Source organism: Pseudomonas entomophila (assembly GCF_018417595.1).
GTDB classification, from domain to species: domain Bacteria; phylum Pseudomonadota; class Gammaproteobacteria; order Pseudomonadales; family Pseudomonadaceae; genus Aquipseudomonas; species Aquipseudomonas entomophila_C.
The window spans coordinates 1,762,176-1,780,092 of the sequence record NZ_CP070982.1; the positions used below are offsets into that span (position 1 = coordinate 1,762,176).

15 protein-coding genes are annotated in these 17,917 nt (G+C 63.6%); 10 read left to right on the forward strand and 5 right to left on the reverse strand.

All coding sequences use genetic code 11. From position 1 onward, the window contains the following. The first annotated feature begins 95 nt into the window (after positions 1–95). Positions 96–542 (forward strand): Hsp20 family protein, encoded by a 447-nt coding sequence (locus JYG34_RS07865; protein ID WP_213660180.1) that lies wholly within the window; start codon positions 96–98, stop codon positions 540–542. Positions 543–709: 167 nt separating this feature from the next. Here JYG34_RS07865 and JYG34_RS07870 read toward each other — a convergent pair whose 3' ends face one another. Both JYG34_RS07870 and JYG34_RS07875 read right to left on the reverse strand, forming a co-directional pair. Beyond that, the gene (locus JYG34_RS07870) at positions 710–4,006 is read right to left on the reverse strand and encodes a PAS domain S-box protein (protein WP_213660181.1); all 3,297 of its coding nucleotides are present in this window, start codon (positions 4,004–4,006) and stop codon (positions 710–712) included. 61 nt (positions 4,007–4,067) lie between these two features. After that, a complete protein-coding gene (locus tag JYG34_RS07875) occupies positions 4,068–4,946 on the reverse strand; it encodes a LysR family transcriptional regulator (protein WP_213660182.1) in 879 nt (292 codons plus the stop codon). Between the two features lie 130 nt (positions 4,947–5,076). Between JYG34_RS07875 and leuC the strand changes: the two genes are divergently transcribed. The 9 genes from leuC to JYG34_RS07920 all read left to right on the forward strand — a co-directional run bounded on the left by leuC (position 5,077) and on the right by JYG34_RS07920 (position 14,509). After that, positions 5,077–6,510 (forward strand): 3-isopropylmalate dehydratase large subunit, encoded by a 1,434-nt coding sequence (gene leuC / locus JYG34_RS07880; RefSeq protein ID WP_213660183.1) that lies wholly within the window; start codon positions 5,077–5,079, stop codon positions 6,508–6,510. After that, positions 6,507–7,151 (forward strand): 3-isopropylmalate dehydratase small subunit, encoded by a 645-nt coding sequence (leuD, locus tag JYG34_RS07885; protein ID WP_213660184.1) that lies wholly within the window; start codon positions 6,507–6,509, stop codon positions 7,149–7,151. The genes leuC and leuD overlap by 4 nt, the downstream gene beginning before the upstream one ends. Before the next feature lie 107 nt (positions 7,152–7,258). Further along, positions 7,259–8,341 carry a 3-isopropylmalate dehydrogenase gene (leuB, locus tag JYG34_RS07890; protein WP_213660185.1) on the forward strand — a complete coding sequence of 361 codons (1,083 nt, stop codon included), beginning with the start codon at positions 7,259–7,261 and terminating at the stop codon, positions 8,339–8,341. A 63-nt stretch (positions 8,342–8,404) separates the two neighbouring features. Continuing rightward, positions 8,405–9,517 carry an aspartate-semialdehyde dehydrogenase gene (gene asd, locus JYG34_RS07895; RefSeq protein ID WP_213660186.1) on the forward strand — a complete coding sequence of 371 codons (1,113 nt, stop codon included), beginning with the start codon at positions 8,405–8,407 and terminating at the stop codon, positions 9,515–9,517. A 553-nt stretch (positions 9,518–10,070) separates the two neighbouring features. Continuing rightward, positions 10,071–11,318, forward strand: a complete 1,248-nt coding sequence (locus JYG34_RS07900; protein ID WP_213657248.1) for an IS256 family transposase — start codon at positions 10,071–10,073, stop codon at positions 11,316–11,318. Between the two features lie 241 nt (positions 11,319–11,559). After that, on the forward strand, positions 11,560–11,973 hold the full coding sequence (locus JYG34_RS07905) for a GFA family protein (RefSeq protein ID WP_213660187.1): 414 nt from the start codon (positions 11,560–11,562) through the stop codon (positions 11,971–11,973). 83 nt (positions 11,974–12,056) lie between these two features. Continuing rightward, positions 12,057–12,395 carry an FKBP-type peptidyl-prolyl cis-trans isomerase gene (locus JYG34_RS07910; protein ID WP_213660188.1) on the forward strand — a complete coding sequence of 113 codons (339 nt, stop codon included), beginning with the start codon at positions 12,057–12,059 and terminating at the stop codon, positions 12,393–12,395. A 212-nt stretch (positions 12,396–12,607) separates the two neighbouring features. Then, the gene (locus JYG34_RS07915) at positions 12,608–13,270 is read left to right on the forward strand and encodes a histidine phosphatase family protein (protein WP_213660189.1); all 663 of its coding nucleotides are present in this window, start codon (positions 12,608–12,610) and stop codon (positions 13,268–13,270) included. Between the two features lie 45 nt (positions 13,271–13,315). Continuing rightward, positions 13,316–14,509, forward strand: coding sequence for a D-amino acid dehydrogenase (locus JYG34_RS07920; protein ID WP_213660190.1), 1,194 nt, complete (start codon positions 13,316–13,318; stop codon positions 14,507–14,509). A gap of 107 nt (positions 14,510–14,616) precedes the next feature. On the opposite strand, the gene JYG34_RS07925 is transcribed toward JYG34_RS07920, so the two are convergent. The 3 genes from JYG34_RS07925 to JYG34_RS07935 form a co-directional block, all read right to left on the reverse strand. After that, entirely contained in the window at positions 14,617–15,345 is a 729-nt protein-coding gene (locus JYG34_RS07925) for an aspartate/glutamate racemase family protein (RefSeq protein ID WP_213660191.1), read from the reverse strand. A gap of 17 nt (positions 15,346–15,362) precedes the next feature. Then, on the reverse strand, positions 15,363–16,898 hold the full coding sequence (locus JYG34_RS07930; RefSeq protein WP_213660192.1) for an NCS1 family nucleobase:cation symporter-1: 1,536 nt from the start codon (positions 16,896–16,898) through the stop codon (positions 15,363–15,365). Positions 16,899–17,454: 556 nt separating this feature from the next. Further along, positions 17,455–17,892: an Lrp/AsnC family transcriptional regulator gene (locus JYG34_RS07935; protein WP_213660193.1), complete on the reverse strand. Its 438-nt coding sequence runs from the start codon at positions 17,890–17,892 to the stop codon at positions 17,455–17,457. Between the last annotated feature and the right edge of the window lie 25 nt (positions 17,893–17,917).

Here is a 17,917-nt window from a genome sequence, read left to right on the forward strand (position 1 = left end):
TGAAACCCGTTTACCCGGCCATATCTCTTGAGTACGCGATGCCGAAGTCGGGTCGCGTAGTGACTTAACTTGCTGAATCTCAGGAGTTCATGACCATGACTACCGCTTTCTCTCTCGCACCACTTTTCCGCAATTCCGTGGGTTTCGACCGTTTCAACGACCTGTTCGAAGCCGCCGCCCGTAACGAGGCCGGTAGCAGCTACCCGCCCTACAACGTGGAAAAGCACGGTGAAGACCACTATCGCATCGTGGTTGCCGCAGCCGGCTTCCAGGAGAACGACCTCGACCTGCAGGTCGAGAAAGGCGTCCTGACCGTGACCGGCGGCAAGCGCGAAACCAACGGCGCGGCAGGGGTCACCTACCTGCATCAGGGCATTGCCCAGCGCGCCTTCAAGCTGTCGTTCCGCCTGGCCGACCATATCGAGGTCAAGGGCGCCGGCCTGGCCAACGGCTTGCTCAGCATCGAACTGCTGCGCGTAGTGCCGGAAGAGGCCAAGGCCAAGCGCATCCCGATCAATGGCGACAAGCCTGCGCTGAACTGAGTTCGGCGGCATGAAAGAAAGGGCACCTTCGGGTGCCCTTTTTGTATTTCCGCGACCCTGCTGTCCTCTGCAGGAGCGGCTTCAGCCGCGATACAGGCGCCGCAGTCCTGGCGCCCGCTTGCGCGGGTGATCGCGGCTGAAGCCGCTTCTACAGCGTGTTGCGCATTTCAGTAATCCGCCGGCGCCTCCAGCAGCATCTGGCGAAACTCCGGCAGCGGCAGTGGCCGGCTGTGCAGGTAGCCCTGGTACAGGTGGCAACCCAGCCGTTCCAGGAACTCCAGTTGCTCGGTCAGCTCCACGCCCTCGGCGATCACCGCCAGCTCCAGGCTGCGTGCCATGGCCACGATAGCGCGGACGATCTCGGCGTCGTTGGAGTCGACCGGCGCATCGCGTACGAAAGTCTGGTCGATCTTCAACGCATCCACCGGCAGGCGCTTGAGGTAGGTGAGCGACGAATAGCCGGTACCAAAGTCATCCATGGCGAAACTCACACCGTAGCGCTTGAGCTCACGCATCTTGCTGATGGTATCCTCGAGGTTCTGGATGACGATGCCTTCGGTGATCTCCAGGGTGAGCATGCGCCGCGGCAGGCGGTAGTCGTCGAGGCTGCGCAACACCCGCTCGACGAAGTCGTTCTGGCGGAACTGCCGGGGGCTGATGTTGACGCACAGGCTGAAGTCGTCGGCGTCGATCAGGCCGTCTTCGAGCATGCGGGCGCAGGCGTCGCAGGCTTCGTCGAGGATCCAGCTGCCCACTTCGAGGATCAGGCCGCTTTCCTCGAGCACCTGGATGAATTGCGCCGGCGGTTGCTGGCCCAGTTGCGGGTGATGCCAGCGCAGCAGCACTTCGGCACCAACGATGCGGTTGTCGCGGGCATCTACCTGGGGCTGGAAGTGCAGGGCCAGTTCGCCCCGGGCCAGGGCCAGGCGCAGGTCGTTCTCCATGCGCAGGCGCTCGCTGGCGGCCTTCTGCATGGTGCTGTGGAACAGCTGGGTGGTGTTGCGCCCGGAATCCTTGGCACGGTACAGGGCGATATCGGCACGCTTGAGCAGGTCGGCGGGGGTCGCGCCATGGTCGGGGATCAGCGCCACGCCGATGCTCGGGGTTACCTGCAGGCGCTGGCCGTCCAGCGACATGGGTTCGGCCAGCAGCTCGCGCAAGGTGTCGGCCAGCTCGCGCACCTTGCTTTCCACCAGTTCGCGGCTGCCTTCCAGGCCACTGAGCAGCACCACGAATTCGTCGCCGCCCAGGCGCGCCACGGTGTCTTCCAGGCGCACGCTGGCCTCCAGGCGGGCGGTGATGATCTTCAGCACGGTGTCGCCCACCGGGTGGCCAAGCGAATCGTTGATGTGCTTGAAGTGGTCGAGGTCGAGGAACAGCAGGGCGCCGCGCAGGTTGTGGCGCTTGAGCAGGGCGATCTGCTGGCTCAGGCGGTCCATCAGCAGTGCCCGGTTGGGCAGGTTGGTCAGGGGGTCGTGGTAGGCCAGGTGACGGATCTGTGCCTGGGCGTTCTTCAGCAGGCTGACATCACGGGCGGTGAGCAGCAGGCAGTCGGTCTCGTTGAGGCTGATCGGCTCCACCGACACCTCGACGGTGAGAATGTCGCCGCGCTTGTTGCGCCCGAGCATCTCGCGATGATGCACCCGGCCACGCTCGCGCAGCTCGTTGAGCAAGGCCGCGCGCTGCTTGTCGTCGGCCCAGATACCAATGTCGTAGACGCTGCGCCCCACCACCTCGGCGGCACTGTAGCCGGTCAGGCGGCAGAAGCCGTCGTTGACTTCCAGGTAGCAGCCGCTCTGGCGCTCGGTGATGATGATGGCGTCGGGGCTGGAGTGGAAGGCCTTGGCGAATTTCTCCTCGCTGGCCTTCAGCGCCGCCTCGGCGCGCTGCTGCTGGGTGATGTCGCGCAGGGTGGTGACGCTGCAGGGCTGGTTGTCGACGCTGATCAGGCGGCTGGAAATCACGCAGGTCAGTGGCGTGCCGTTGCGGTGGTTGACCCCGACCGCAACGTTGCTCAGGGCCTGGTCGCGGATCACCCGCTCGATGCGTTGGGCGCGCTCCGATGACTCGGCCCACAGGCCGAGCTCTTCGGCGGTGCGGCCGATGACCTGATCGGTTTCCCAGCCGAAGGTCTGGCTGAAGGCCGGGTTGATCTCGATGAACTGGCCGGTGTCCTGGCGGGTCACGCAGATCGGGTCGGGGCTGACCTGGAACAGGCTGGCGAATTTCTCTTCGGAGGCGCTCAGGCGCTGCTCGCGCTCCACCTGGTCGGTGATGTCGAGCAGGGTGCCGGCCATGCGCAGCGGGTTGCCGTGCTCGTCGCGGTACAGCCGCGCGCGGCTCTCGATAAAGCGCGTGGTGCCGTTTTCCAGCTGTACCTGGTAGGTGATCTGGTAGTTGCCGGCCGGGCCCTCGCGCAGGCTCCGGTAGGCCTGGCGCATGACGTTGCGCTCGTCTTCGGGCACGCCCTCGAAGAAGGCGTCGAAAGATTCGTGGAAGGGCACCGGGGCCAACCCGTGCAACTGGGCGGCGCGGGCCGATCCATAGAGCATGCCGCTGGGGATGTGCCAGTCCCAGGTGCCCAACTGCGCCGAGTCCAGGGCCAGGTCGAGGCGCTCCTGGCTGTCCTTGAGGGCTTGTTCGGCGCGTTTGCGCTCGGTGGTGTCGACGAAGGTGCTGATCAGGAAGGTGACGCCTTCCAGCTCGATGCCCTGGGTGCACAGGATGCCGTCGTGGACCTTGCCGCTGGTGGCGCGGAACTGCACCTCCATGATCAGCGGCCCGCTGCCGGCGTGGGTGGCCTCCAGCACCTGGAAGCGTTGCTCGGGGTTGACCCACAGGCCCAGTTCCAGGCTGGTCTTGCCCACCACTTGCGCCCCCGGCCAGCCGAACATGTGCTCGAAATGCTGGTTGACCTCGAAGATCATGCCGTCCTGGCGGCGGGTGAGCAGGATGGCGTTGGGGCTGAGGTGGAAGAGGGTGGCAAAACGCTTTTCCGAGTTGATCAGCGCGGTCTCCCGCTCCCGCTGCCGGCTGATTTCGCGGATCACCCCGATCATCTGCGGGTGGCCGTTGGCGTCATGGGTCAGGCTGCCGTTGATCTCCAGCCAGTGCACGCTGCCGTCCGGCCAGCGGATGCGATGGCGCATGGCCTGCTCGACCGGTTCGCCATTGACCACCGCCTGGAAGGCCTGGCGGGTACGGGCGCGGTCTTCTTCCGGCAGCAGGTCGAGGTAGTCGATGTCGGCGGGCAGCGGGCGCTGCGGGTCGAAGCCGAACAGGGCCTGGGTGCCGCGCGACCAGCTGACCCGGCCGCTCTCGATATCCCACAACCAGGCACCCAGACGCGCGCCATTGAGGGCGGCCAGCAGTTGCGGCGCGTTCTGCCAGGCCTGTTCCGACTCCTGGGGATCGGCGGCGGGGATGCGTGGCAGGCGCGGAAAGCGGTTTGCTGATTTGGGCATCGGTACCAGACCTTTGGCGAAAAACGCGTCCTTGTGGATGTAACGCCGTGCAGACGGCCGGTCAGGTGGACCCGGCATGGCTGTCGAGCAGGGCCATGAAGGCCCTGGCCGCGTTCGACAGCGTGCGTTCGGTATGCAGTATGTAGCCTAGCTGGCGTGACAGCTGTATGCCGGGCAGGGCGATGGGCGCGACCTGCTCATCGAGCATAGTACGTGGTAGCACACTCCACGCCAGTCCGATGGACACCATCATCTTGATGGTTTCCAGGTAGTTGGTGCTCATGGCGATGTTTGGCGTCAGGCCCTGGCTTTCGAACAGGCGCTGGACAATATGGTGGGTGAAGGTGTTGCCGCCGGGGAATACCGCCGGATGACGGGCGACATCGGCCAGGTCGACCTGGCCGTTGCTGGCCAGCGGGTGTTCCGGCGCGGCCACGAAATCCAGCGCGTCGTCCCAGACCGGGACGGCGCGCACCAGGTGATGAGGCTCCGGGGCCAGGGTGATCACGGCGATTTCCGCACGGCCATGGAGAATTTCATCGTAGGCCGCCTCTGAATCGAGGAACTGGATGTCCAGCGCCACCGCCGGGTACTGGCGGGTGAAGGCGCGTAGCAGCGGCGGCAGGCGGTGCAGGCCGATATGGTGGCTGGTGGCCAGGGTGAGACGACCGGTCACCTCGCCGGTCAGGTTGGTCAGGGCACGGCGGGTGTCATCCAGTACATTGAGGATCTGGTAGGCGCGTGGCAGCAGGGCGCGGCCGGCCTCGGTCAGGGTGACTTCGCGGCCCAGGCGGTCGAACAGGCGCACGTCCAGTTGCTGCTCGAGCCCGGCGATGCGTTTGCTGATGGCCGGCTGGGTCAGGTGCAGGCGTTCACCGGCTCCGGAAAAGCTGCCGGTTTCGGCGATGGCGATGAATGCACTGAGGTTGGCGAGGTCCATCTTTCGAATTCCTGATGGTTATGCAAAGCATGAAAATTATGAATTTGAGTTATTCAATCTATCGCCATAGGATCGTCCGTACAAGCCAAGGGGTCTTTGGCATAGAAAGACGCTGATGAGGAACAGTCTGATGGCTGGCAAAACGCTCTACGACAAACTCTGGGACGCCCATGAGGTCAAGCGCCGCGATGACGGCTCGTCCTTGATCTACATCGATCGCCACATCATCCACGAAGTGACGTCGCCCCAGGCCTTCGAGGGCCTGCGCCTGGCCAGCCGCAAGCCATGGCGCATCGACGCCAACATCGCCACCCCCGACCACAACGTGCCGACCACGCCGGAGCGCAAGGGCGGCATCGAGGCCATCGTCGACCAGGTGTCGCGCCTGCAGGTGCAGACCCTCGATGAGAACTGTGACGAATATGGCATCGTCGAATTCAAGATGAATGACGAGCGCCAGGGCATCGTCCATGTCATCAGCCCCGAGCAGGGCGCCACCTTGCCGGGCATGACCGTGGTCTGCGGCGACTCGCACACCTCCACCCACGGCGCATTCGGCGCCCTGGCCCATGGCATCGGCACCTCCGAGGTCGAGCACGTGCTCGCCACCCAGTGCCTGGTGGCCAAGAAAATGAAGAACATGCTGGTGCGCGTCGAGGGCGAACTGCCCGCCGGCGTCACCGCCAAGGATATCGTCCTTGCCGTGATCGGCAAGATCGGCACCGCGGGTGGCAACGGCCACGCCATGGAGTTCGCCGGCAGCGCCATCCGCGAATTGTCGATGGAAGGCCGCATGACCATCTGCAACATGTCCATCGAGGCGGGCGCCCGTGTGGGCCTGGTGGCGGTCGATGACACTACCGTGAACTACGTCGAAGGCCGTCCCTACGCGCCGAAGGGCGAGCAGTGGACGCAGGCCGTCGCCAGCTGGAAGGGGCTGGTGTCCGATACGGACGCGGTGTTCGACACCGTGGTCGAACTGGACGCCGCGCAGATCAAGCCGCAGGTCAGCTGGGGCACTTCGCCGGAGATGGTCCTGGCCGTCGACCAGCGCGTGCCGGACCCGGCCGCCGAGCCCGACCTGATCAAGCGTGGCTCGATCGAGCGCGCCCTCAAGTACATGGGCTTGAGCGCCAACCAGGCGATCACCGACATCAAGCTCGACCGCGTGTTCATCGGCTCGTGCACCAACTCGCGCATCGAAGACTTGCGTGCCGCCGCCGAGATCGCCAAGGGCCGCAAGGTCGCCGCCAACGTCAAGCAGGCGCTGGTGGTGCCGGGCTCGGGCCTGGTCAAGGCCCAGGCCGAGCGCGAAGGGCTGGACAAGATCTTCCTCGAAGCAGGTTTCGAATGGCGTGAGCCGGGCTGCTCGATGTGCCTGGCGATGAACCCGGACCGCCTGGAGAGCGGCGAGCATTGCGCGTCCACCTCCAACCGCAACTTCGAGGGTCGCCAGGGCGCCGGTGGCCGCACCCACCTGGTCAGCCCGGCCATGGCCGCCGCCGCCGCGGTGACCGGCCACTTCATCGATGTCCGCGAGTTGATCCAAGGGAGCGCAGCATGAAAGCCTTTACCCAGCACATCGGCTTGGTCGCGCCATTGGATCGCGCCAACGTCGACACCGACCAGATCATTCCCAAGCAGTTCCTGAAGTCGATCAAGCGCACCGGCTTTGGTCCGAACCTGTTCGACGAGTGGCGCTATCTTGACGTCGGCCAGCCTTACCAGGACAACAGCAAGCGCCCGCTGAACCAGGACTTCGTGCTCAACCACGCGCGTTACCAGGGTGCCAGTGTCTTGCTGGCCCGTGAGAACTTCGGCTGCGGCTCGAGCCGCGAGCACGCCCCCTGGGCGCTCGACGAGTACGGCTTCCGCAGCGTGATCGCACCCAGTTTCGCCGACATCTTCTTCAATAACAGCTTCAAGAACGGCTTGCTGCCGATCATTCTCGACGCCGCTGAAGTCGACGAGTTGTTCAAGCAGGTCGAGGCCAACCCGGGCTACCAGCTGACCATCGACCTCGAGGCCCAGGCGGTGACCCGCCCGGACGGCAAGGTGCTGAAGTTCGAAATCGACGCGTTCCGCAAGCACTGCCTGCTCAACGGCCTGGACGATATCGGCCTCACGCTGCAGGACAGCGACGCGATCAAGGCGTTCGAGGGCAAGCACCGCGCCAGCCAGCCCTGGTTGTTCCGCGACGCTTGAGTGATTGCGGTTTGCCCGGCATGGCGTGGCGATTGTGAGCTACGCTGCCGGGCTGGATTTTTCGGCGCGCCGACAGGGCGCGCCGCTTGATTGGATACGAGGAAAGCATGAGCAAGCAGATTCTGATTCTCCCAGGTGATGGCATCGGCCCGGAAATCATGGCCGAGGCGGTCAAGGTGCTGGAACTGGCCAACGACAAGTTCCAGCTCGGCTTCAGCCTCGCCCACGACGTGATTGGTGGCGCGGCCATCGACAAGCACGGCGTGCCACTGGCCGACGAGACCCTCGAGCGCGCGCGTCAGGCCGACGCCGTGCTGCTGGGTGCCGTGGGCGGCCCGAAGTGGGACAAGATCGAGCGTGACATCCGCCCGGAGCGCGGCTTGCTGAAGATCCGCTCGCAACTGGGTCTGTTCGCCAACCTGCGCCCGGCGATCCTCTACCCGCAACTGGCCGATGCCTCGTCGCTCAAGCCCGAGATCGTCGCCGGCCTGGACATCCTCATCGTCCGCGAGCTCACCGGCGGCATCTACTTCGGCGCACCACGCGGCCAGCGCGAGCTGCAAGGCGGCGAGCGCCAGGCCTACGACACCCTGCCGTACAGCGAAAGCGAAGTGCGCCGCATCGCCCGTGTCGGCTTCGACATGGCCCGCGTGCGTGGCAAGAAACTGTGTTCGGTGGACAAGGCCAACGTCCTTGCCTCCAGCCAGCTGTGGCGCGAAGTGGTGGAAGAAGTGGCCAAGGACTACCCGGACGTCGAGCTCAGCCACATGTACGTCGACAACGCCGCCATGCAGCTGGTGCGCGCGCCCAAGCAGTTCGACGTGGTGGTGACCGACAACATGTTCGGCGACATCCTGTCGGATGAGGCTTCCATGCTCACCGGTTCCATCGGCATGCTGCCGTCGGCGTCGCTGGATGCCGACAACAAGGGCATGTACGAACCATGCCACGGTTCGGCGCCGGACATCGCCGGGCAGGGCATCGCCAATCCGCTGGCGACCATCCTCTCGGTGTCGATGATGCTGCGCTACAGCTTCAACCAGTCGGCCGCCGCCGAAGCCATCGAGCAGGCCGTGAGCCTGGTCCTGGACCAGGGCCTGCGCACCGGTGACATCTGGTCGGCCGGTTGCACCAAGGTCGGTACGCAGGAAATGGGCGACGCAGTAGTCGCAGCGCTGCGGAATCTGTAATCTCTCTGGCCCGCCACCAAAAACTCCCGGTGGCGGCCCACTTTTAGCAAAGGTGTAGTTGCGATGAAACGTGTAGGTCTGATCGGTTGGCGTGGAATGGTCGGTTCCGTGCTCATGCAGCGGATGCTCGAAGAGCAGGACTTCGACCTGATCGAGCCGGTGTTCTTCACCACCTCCAATGTCGGTGGCCAAGGCCCTGCCGTGGGCAAGGACATTGCCCCGCTGAAGGATGCCTACAGCATTGAAGAGCTCAAGACCCTCGACGTCATCCTGACCTGCCAGGGCGGCGACTACACCAACGAAGTCTTCCCCAAGCTGCGCGAAGCCGGCTGGCAGGGGTACTGGATCGACGCCGCTTCCTCGCTGCGCATGCAGGATGACGCGGTGATCATCCTCGACCCGGTCAACCGCAAGGTCATCGACCAGCAACTGGACGCGGGCACCAAGAACTACATCGGCGGCAACTGCACCGTCAGCCTGATGTTGATGGGCCTGGGCGGCCTGTTCGAAGCCGGCCTGGTCGAGTGGATGAGCGCCATGACCTACCAGGCGGCCTCGGGCGCCGGCGCGCAGAACATGCGTGAGCTGATCAAGCAGATGGGCGGTATCCACGCGGCCGTGGCCGATGACCTGGCCAACCCGGCCAGCGCCATCCTCGATATCGACCGCAAGGTGGCCGAAACCATGCGTGGCGAGGGCTTCCCGACCGAGAACTTCGGCGTGCCGCTGGCCGGCAGCCTGATCCCGTGGATCGACAAGGAACTGCCGAACGGGCAGAGCCGTGAAGAGTGGAAGGCCCAGGCCGAGACCAACAAAATTCTCGGGCGCTTCAAGAGCCCGATTCCGGTCGACGGTATCTGCGTGCGCATCGGCGCCATGCGTTGCCACAGCCAGGCGCTGACCATCAAGCTGAACAAAGATGTGCCGATGGCCGATATCGAAGGGCTGATCAGCCAGCACAACCCATGGGTGAAGCTGGTACCGAACCAGCGTGAGATCAGCATGCAGGAGCTGAGCCCGACCAATGTGACCGGGACGCTGAATGTGCCTGTCGGGCGGCTGCGCAAGCTGAACATGGGGTCGCAGTATCTTGGGGCCTTCACGGTGGGTGACCAGCTGCTGTGGGGGGCTGCGGAGCCGCTGCGTCGGATGTTGCGGATTCTGCTGGAGCGGTGATTCGACGTCGAATTGACGCTTGATTCGAGAAACCCGTGCCTTGAGTGGTGCGGGTTTTTTTATGGGTAGGTAATTGGAATGTGCTCTCGTAAGTTGATTAGTTGGTTCTGGGCTGTGTAGGCATATCCGTTTGCTATGTAGACGCTGATTCACCTTTCCGTCCTTTCGGCCAGGCCTTTCAAGGTGTTCGACGTTAGCGTTGCCGCGCCTATGAGATCGAGCGCCGCCCGCGCGGCGCATCGCGGATGAATCCGCTCCTACATCGGTTGCAACGTACCGCATCTGTGAGGCCATGGTTGTCAGCCTTGGCGCATGGCGTGAGCCGGGCGGGGCGGCGGCGGCGCCAGCCGATAAATTGCGTCGTACAAACAAGGCGAACAACCATGGCCTATCATGGCCACGTTGCAACGAATGTAGGAGCGGATTCATCCGCGATGCGCCGCGCGGGCGGCGCTCGATCTGAAAGACGCTGCAAGAATCCCGGCGTGCATCTGGCGGCCCGAGGGTGTCAGAAATTTTGTGTTCGGGCATAACATGAGTAAGAGGTGCATGTATGCCAACCAAAAAGAAACCCTTGCGTGACCTGCCCAAAATCCCCAAAGAGCTGCTGGAGCAGTTCGGTGAGGGCCTAATGACCGCAGAAGCTATCGAGGATGCCTCCGCGGCGTTCAAGAAGGCCCTGATCGAACGCGCTCTGCATGCCGAGCTTGGCCACCACCTGGGCTATCCGCCGGGCGCGCAGCGCCCAGAGGATGAAACCAACCAGCGTAACGGCAAGAGTGGCAAGACGGTTTTAACGGGGGATGGCCCGCTGCGGCTGGAAATTCCTCGCGATCGAGACGGCAGTTTTTCGCCCATTCTGATCCCCAAGCACGAGCGGCGGTACACCGGTTTCGATGACAAGATCATCGCCATGTACGCCCGTGGAATGACGGTCAGAGAGATCCGAGCCTTTTTGTCCGAGCAGTATGGAACAGAGGTCTCACCCGACTTCATCAGCTCTGTGACAGACGAGGTCATGGACGAGATTGGCGCGTGGCAACAGCGGCCACTGGAGCCGATGTACCCGGTCATTTTCTTCGATGCACTGCGGGTGAAGATCCGCGAAGAGGGCCTGGTGCGCAACAAGGCCATTTACCTGGCCCTGGGCGTCCTCCCCGACGGGACGCGGGATATCCTGGGCATCTGGATCGAGAACACCGAGGGCGCGAAGTTTTGGATGAAGGTCTTTAACGATCTCAAGACGCGCGGTGTCGAAGATGTGCTGATTGCCGTGACCGATGGCCTCAAAGGTATGCCAGAGGCTCTCAGTGCCGTGTTTCCAGAGACGACGTTGCAAACGTGCATCGTGCACCTGATCCGCAACAGCCTCGACTTCGCGGCCTGGGACAAGCGGCGGGCTCTGGCCAAGGAGCTGAAGCCGATTTACCAAGCCATTAATGCTGAAGCGGCTGAGCAAGCACTCGATGAGTTTGAGAACGGGCCGTGGGGCGAGAAATATCCAACGGTGGTGGCTGCCTGGAGACGCGCCTGGGATCGAGTGATTCCATTTTTCGTCTTCCCACCGGCCATCAGAAAGGTGATTTACACCACCAACGCCATCGAGAGCATCAACGCCCAGCTACGCAAGGTCATCAAGACTCGCGGGCATTTCCCGAATGATGACGCAGCGACCAAACTGATTTGGTTGGGATTGCGCAACATAACAGCCAATTGGGGAAAACCGGCCCATGATTGGAAAAGCGCGATGAATCAATTTGCGATTCTGTACGGAGATCGGTTCATCAGGCCGACCTGGTGAAATCAAGGCCTGCCTGGCGGCAGGCCGTTACCGGCCCGCACACAAAAAAACTGACACTCCCGGCGGCCCTGATGCGGTCACGCCCCCTGCGTCCAAAGACCTTGAAAGGGATGGCCGTAAGGGCGCAAAGGTAAGCCTGCGTGACCATCGCCAATGGATATGCTCACAAACTTCCAAACCCAAACTCTGAAAAGCCGAAGCCTATACTCCCAATCCCCCAAACAAGCACGGAGCTCCCCAAATGCCCCTGGTAAAACAAGGCACCTGCCTCTGCGGCAAAACCCACCTCAAGGCCACCGTCGACAACACCCAGATCAGCGCCTGCCATTGCCGCATGTGCCGCAAGTGGACCGGTGGCCCGCTGCTGGCCGTGCATTGCACCCAGCCCCCGAAGATCGAAGGCCCCGAGCCCAGCGTCTACGACTCTTCCCCCTGGGCCCAACGCGGTTTCTGCAGCCACTGCGGCACCCACCTGTTCTATCGCGTAAAGCAGAGCGACATCTACATCCTGCCCATCGGCCTGCTCGACGGCGACGAAGCCTGGGACTTCAACCTGCAGATATTCATCGACGAAAAACCCGCCTGGTACTGCTTCAAGAACCAGACCGAGGAATGGACCGGCCGGGAGGCGTTCGAGCGGTTCACCGCGCAATAGCAACCGCGATGAACGCTTGCCAAACCACGGCATTCCTGAGAAAACGGCGCCCTTTGTCTGAATGTCCCGGGGAGAATCCGACCATGAGCAGCGAACTGCACATCACCGACCTGCAAGAAGGCGACGGCAAGGCCGTGGTCAAGGGCGCGCTGATCACCACCCAGTACACCGGCTGGCTGGCCGACGGCAGCGAGTTCGACTCGTCCTGGTCTCGCGGCAAGCCGTTCCAGTGCGTGATCGGCACCGGCCGGGTGATCAAGGGCTGGGACCAGGGCCTGATGGGCATGCGCGTCGGTGGCAAGCGCAAGCTGCAGGTGCCCGCGCACCTGGGCTATGGCGAACGAACCATGGGCAAGATCCCGCCGAATTCGGACCTGACCTTCGAGATCGAACTGCTCGAAGTGCTGACCCGCGACGACTGAGCCCCTGCCATAAATCGGCAATACGCGTGCGCTAACGTGGGCTTTGTCCACGGAACGGCACGTGCAGCCATGGAGGAACCAAACGGGTTGAGGGCACTCTGACCCTCACTCGCCGCCACGGATGGCATTCACGACAGGGAAGCCCTGCGGCCTCGGCCGCAGGGCGATGTGGCGGGGCACCCCGATTCTCCTTGTCACAAGAGCCTGCCCTGATGAAGTTGCCAACTTTCCTGCGCCGTCATCGCCACCTGCTTTTGAGTTTGGCGCTTGCTGCCGCAGCCGTGCCGCTGGTACTGGGTGTGGTCGAAAGCCGCGCACAACCGGTGGACGGCACCCAGACACTGGTGTTCCTGCGCCACGCCGAAAAACCTGGCGAGGGGCTTGGGCAGTTGAACTGCCAAGGGCTCAACCGCGCCCTGGACCTGGCCACGCTGCTGCCGGAGCGCTTCGGCAAGGCCGACTATGTGTTCGCCGCCAACCCCTCGCGGCAGGTCGAAGAGGGCAGCCAGGACCAACGCTACAGCTACATCCGTCCCCTGATGACCATCACCCCCAGCGCCATTCGCCTGGGCCTGCCAGTGAACATCGACTACGGTGCCAACGATACCGACGACCTGGCCGACGAGTTGCTGCGCGACAAGTACCGCAACGCCACCGTCTATACCGCCTGGTCCCATGGCTATCTCCCGGAGCTCATCAATACCGTGGCCGGCAAGGCACTCGGCGAGAAGCGGGTGATCACCGAAGACTGGAGCGGCGACGATTTCGATACGCTCTATGTGCTCACCCTGACCTGGCGGGATGGCAAGGCCAGCCTGCTCAGCCGCAACGTGCGCCAAGGGCTCGACCACGGTGCCCATGGCTGTCCGACCTGACCTGCTGCTACTGTCTCGGTCTGCAGACGTGGACAGGGATGTGCGATGAGCCAGCGGGTGACAGTGATTGGTGGAGGGGTGGTCGGCCTGGCGACAGCCTACGCATTGGTGCGCGAAGGGCTATCGGTCGACCTGATCGAGGCACGCGACAGCCTGGCCAGTGCCACCAGCTTCGCCAATGGCGGGCAGTTGTCCTATCGCTACGTGGCGCCGCTGGCCGATGCGGGCGTGCCCTGGCAGGCGCTTGGCTGGTTGCTGCAGGGCGATTCGCCACTGCGCTTACGCCTGCGTCTGGACCCTGCGCAGTGGCGCTGGCTGGCGGCCTTCTTGCTCGCTTGCCAGCGCTCGACGAACCGGCGCAACACCTCCCAGCTGCTGGGCCTGGCCTTGGAAAGTCAAGCCGCGTTGGCACGTTGGCGTGAAGAGGATGCCCTGGAAGACTTCGCCTGGCGGCGTAATGGCAAGCTGGTTGCCTTCCGCACGCCAAAGGCCTTTGCTCATGGGCGTGACCATTTGCTCGATCCGCAGGGCCAGCAGGTCTTGGCAGCTGCTGATGTGCGCAGGCTGGACCCGGCGCTGGCCGATGCGCCTTTCATCGGTGGCGTGTTCACACCAGACGAAGAGGTCGCTGATTGCCACCGTTTCTGCCTGCGTCTGGCCGAGCGTTTGCGCGCCTCGGGGCAGTGCCGGTTCTTCCTGGGCAAGCCGGTGACGCGCTTGATACCGCACAGTGGCAAGGTGGTTGAGTTGGCGCTGGGTGATGAGCTACTGGCTGTCGAGCGCCTGGTGCTGTGTGCCGGCCACCGCAGCCCGGGGCTGGCATTGCCCGGGCTTGCGTTGCCGGTCTATCCGCTGAAGGGCTACAGCCTGAGCGCCCCCATTACTGACGCGCATCAGGCGCCGGAGGTAAGCCTCACCGATTACGAACGCAAGATTGTCTATGCGCGGCTCGACCGGCAATTGCGGGTGGCGGCGATGGTGGACATCGTCGGCTACGACGAATCGGTGGATGCTGGCCGCCTGCGCAGCATGCGCCGGCTGGCGGGCGAGACGTTGCCGGGAGCCGCGGATTACAGCCAGGCAGTGGAATGGGCTGGGATGCGGCCGGCGACGCCGACCGGGGTGCCAATCATCGGTGCCACGGTGTACCGCAACCTGTGGATGAACCTGGGGCATGGGGCGCTGGGGTTCACCCTGGCTTGTGGCAGTGGCGAGCGATTGGCCAGGATACTGTGTTGATTGAGCTGGCCTCTTCGCCGGCAAGCCGGCTCCTGCAGGTTCGGCGCTTGTCTCATGCCTGTAGGAGCCGGCTTGCCGGCGAAGAGGCCGGTACGATCAACTTCGACTCAACGCCCGAAGCGCATTGGCCAACCCACCACTTTCTTCACCCGCGGCGTGGCGTAGGTGCGCACTTTGGACGTGCTCAATCCCATCCGCACCAATGACTCGGCGATGGTCACCGCCGCACTCACGCCATCGACCACCGGCACCCCGGTGCGCTGGCGAATCTGTTCGTCCAGCCCGGCCATCCCGCCACAGCCCAGGCAGATGACCTCGGCCTTGTCCTCGCGTACCGCGCGCTCGGCCTGTTCGACGATGGCCTCCACCGCACGCCGTGGGTCGGCCTCCAGCTCCAGCACCGCCAGCCCACTGGCACGCACCGAGGCGCAGCGCTCGTACAGGCCGGACAGCCGCAGACGGTCCTCGATCAGCGGCACGGTGCGGTCCAGGGTGGTCACCACCGAATAGGCGTGGCCCAGGTACAGGGCGGTGCTGGCGGCCGCATCGGTGATGTCCACCACCGGCACGTCCAGCAACTCTTGCAAGCCCTCGCGGCCATGCTCGCCGTAGCCGGCCTGAATCACTGCATCGTAAGGCCCTTCGTAGGCCAGCACCCGGTCCATCACGGCGATGGCGGCCAGGTAGCTCTCGAAGTTGCCTTCGACCGACTCGGCCCCGAACCAGGGCGTCAGCCCGACAATCTCGGTGCCGGGCGCGGCGACGCTGCGCGCCTGCTCGGCGATGGCCTCGGTGATGGCTTCGGTGGTGTTGACGTTGGCAATCAGAATACGCATGACGAATCTCCCTGAAATCAGTGGCTGGCGTGGTCGACGGCGATGCACTCGCCGCTGACATCGGCGTACTGGCCGTGACGGGGCGCAATCAGCAGGTACACGGCGGCGGCGATGCCGGCCCCGATCAGCCACGAGAACGGCGCCACGCCATGGAAGTTGGGCACCAGGGCCAGGACGATGGCCAGCAGGGCGGCGGGGATGAACGCCGCCACCGCGCGCAGGTTGATGCCACGGGTGTAGTGGTAGGTGCCGGCGGGGTGCTCGCTGTACAGCTCGGGCACGTTGATACGGCCCCGGCGCAGCAGCCAGTAGTCGGCCATGATCACGCCGTACAGGGGGCCGAGCAGGGCGCCGAGGCCGGAGAGGAAGTACACGATCACCAGCGGGCTGTTGTAGAGGTTCCACGGCAGGATCACCACCGCCAGGGTGGCGCTGATCAGGCCGGCGCGGCGGAAGTTCAGGTGGCGTGGCGCCAGGTTGCTCAGCACGAACGCCGGGGCAACGAAGTTGGCCATGATGTTTACCGCCACGGTGACGATCAGGAAGGCCAGGCAACCGAGTACCAGAAAGGCGGTATTGGGGATGCTGGCGACGATCTGCGTGGGGCTGTCGATGATCTGGCCGTTGATCTGGAATTGCGCGCCGCACAGCACCACGGTGATCGCGGCGAACACCAGGATGTTCACCGGCAGGCCCCAGAAGTTGCCCACGCGGATGGTCTTGCGGCAAGGCGCCGAGCGGGCGAAGTCGCAGAAGTTGAGCACCAGGGTGCCGTAGATCGCCAGCCACAGGGCGCCGCCGGCGAAGATGTTGCGCCACATCTCGTAGCCGCTCAGCGGTTCGGCCACCGACCAGGCGATGCGCGCGTCGGCCTTGAAGTACATGAACACCGCCAGGCTGGCCACCGTGAGCAGGATCACCGGGCCGGCGAACGCTTCGTAGCGGCGCACCATTTCCATGCCGTAGGCGAGGATCACCAGTTGCACCAGCCAGATGCCCACGAAGCACACCCAGCCCAGGCTCGACAGCCCGAGGATGCTGTCGTGGTCATAGGCGGCCACTTGTGGCCACACGGCGGTCAGCAGCACGCGCAGCACCACCGAGGCCAGATACGTCTGGATACCGAACCAGGCGATGGCGATCACCGCGCGGATCAGCGCCGGGAGCTGCGCGCCGTGGATACCGAAGGCGATGCGGCTGATCACCGGGAACGGCACGCCGGTCTTCTGCCCCATGTAGCCGGACAGGTTCATGAAGAAGTACACCAGCGCCGCACCGATTGCCAGCGACAGGAGGATCTGCCAACCACCCAGCCCCAGGGCGAACAAGCCCATGGCGAAGGAGTAGTTGGCAATGTTGTGCACGTCGTTGGTCCACAGCGCGAAGATGCTGTAGCCACCCCAGCGCCGGCCTTCGAGCTTGGTCGGGGCAAGATCGCGGTTGTGCAGGCGTGGGCTCAGTTCTAGATCAGTCGGGTGACCTTCGAGGGTGGTAGTAGCGGGGTGGGTGCTGGCAACGGAAAGTTCAGGGGCAAGGTCGAGGCTGCTACTCATTCCGGCGGCTCCTGATGCGTGCGACTGCGATGAGCGGGCGCTGGCGCACGGGCTCGCCATCTCGTCGGTGCAGGCGTTGGCATCACTGGGTTCTGGGCGCGGCGGTCGCGATTCGGGGCGACGCTGCGGGTTCTTGTGTATTTATGTTTTGCATTGTTTGTATACAAAACACGAGCACACAAAAGCCAGTTCCATGCCATATGGAATCCAACTTTTAGTTGGCCATTATTTTGAATTTCTTGATTAAGTTTATAACTAGCTGAAATAGCGAAATTATAAATTGACCGATTGAACAGTTTTTATTTTTTTGAAGGTCTTTTAGTTGATCAGTTGATCAGGTTTATGGACGAAGAGCGTGTAACCTAATGGGGCATCGTTTGGTAGAAGTGCACACAAAAATGGCACCTAAGGTGACATTTGTGTGTACAAGATGATTTGCCGAGGGCTCTGTAGGAGCGGCTTTAGCCGCGACCACGCGCGCAGCGGGTGCCAGACACCGCGTTGTTCGCATCGCGGCTAAAGCCGCTCCTACAGCGCTGCGCCGTTGCAGGGCCGATCACGCCATCGGCGGAAGGCGCCGTTTCACCGGGGTCTTCTTGATGATCGCGGTATTGGTCTCGGCCAGCACATTGAGACGGTCGAGGAGGGTATCCAGCTGCTCCATCGAGCGCACATGCAGGCGGGCAATGAAACAGTCCTCGCCGGTGACCTTGTCGCACTCGGTGAATTCGGGGATAGCCACGATCTGCCGCTCCACCTCCTGCAACTGCCCCGGTAGCGGACGGATGCGCACGATAGCCTGTAGCTGGTAACCGAAGCTGCGTGGATCGACCTCCACGGTGTAGCCGCGCAGCACGCCGCGCTCTTCCAGGCGGCGCAAGCGCTCGCTGACGCTGGGGGCGGACAGCCCGCTGATCTGGGCCAGGGCCTTCAGCGAACGGCGCGAATCTTCCATCAGGGCGTTGATCAGCAACTGGTCGATAGCGTCGGTCATGCTTACCTCGTTAGGCGGTTTTCAT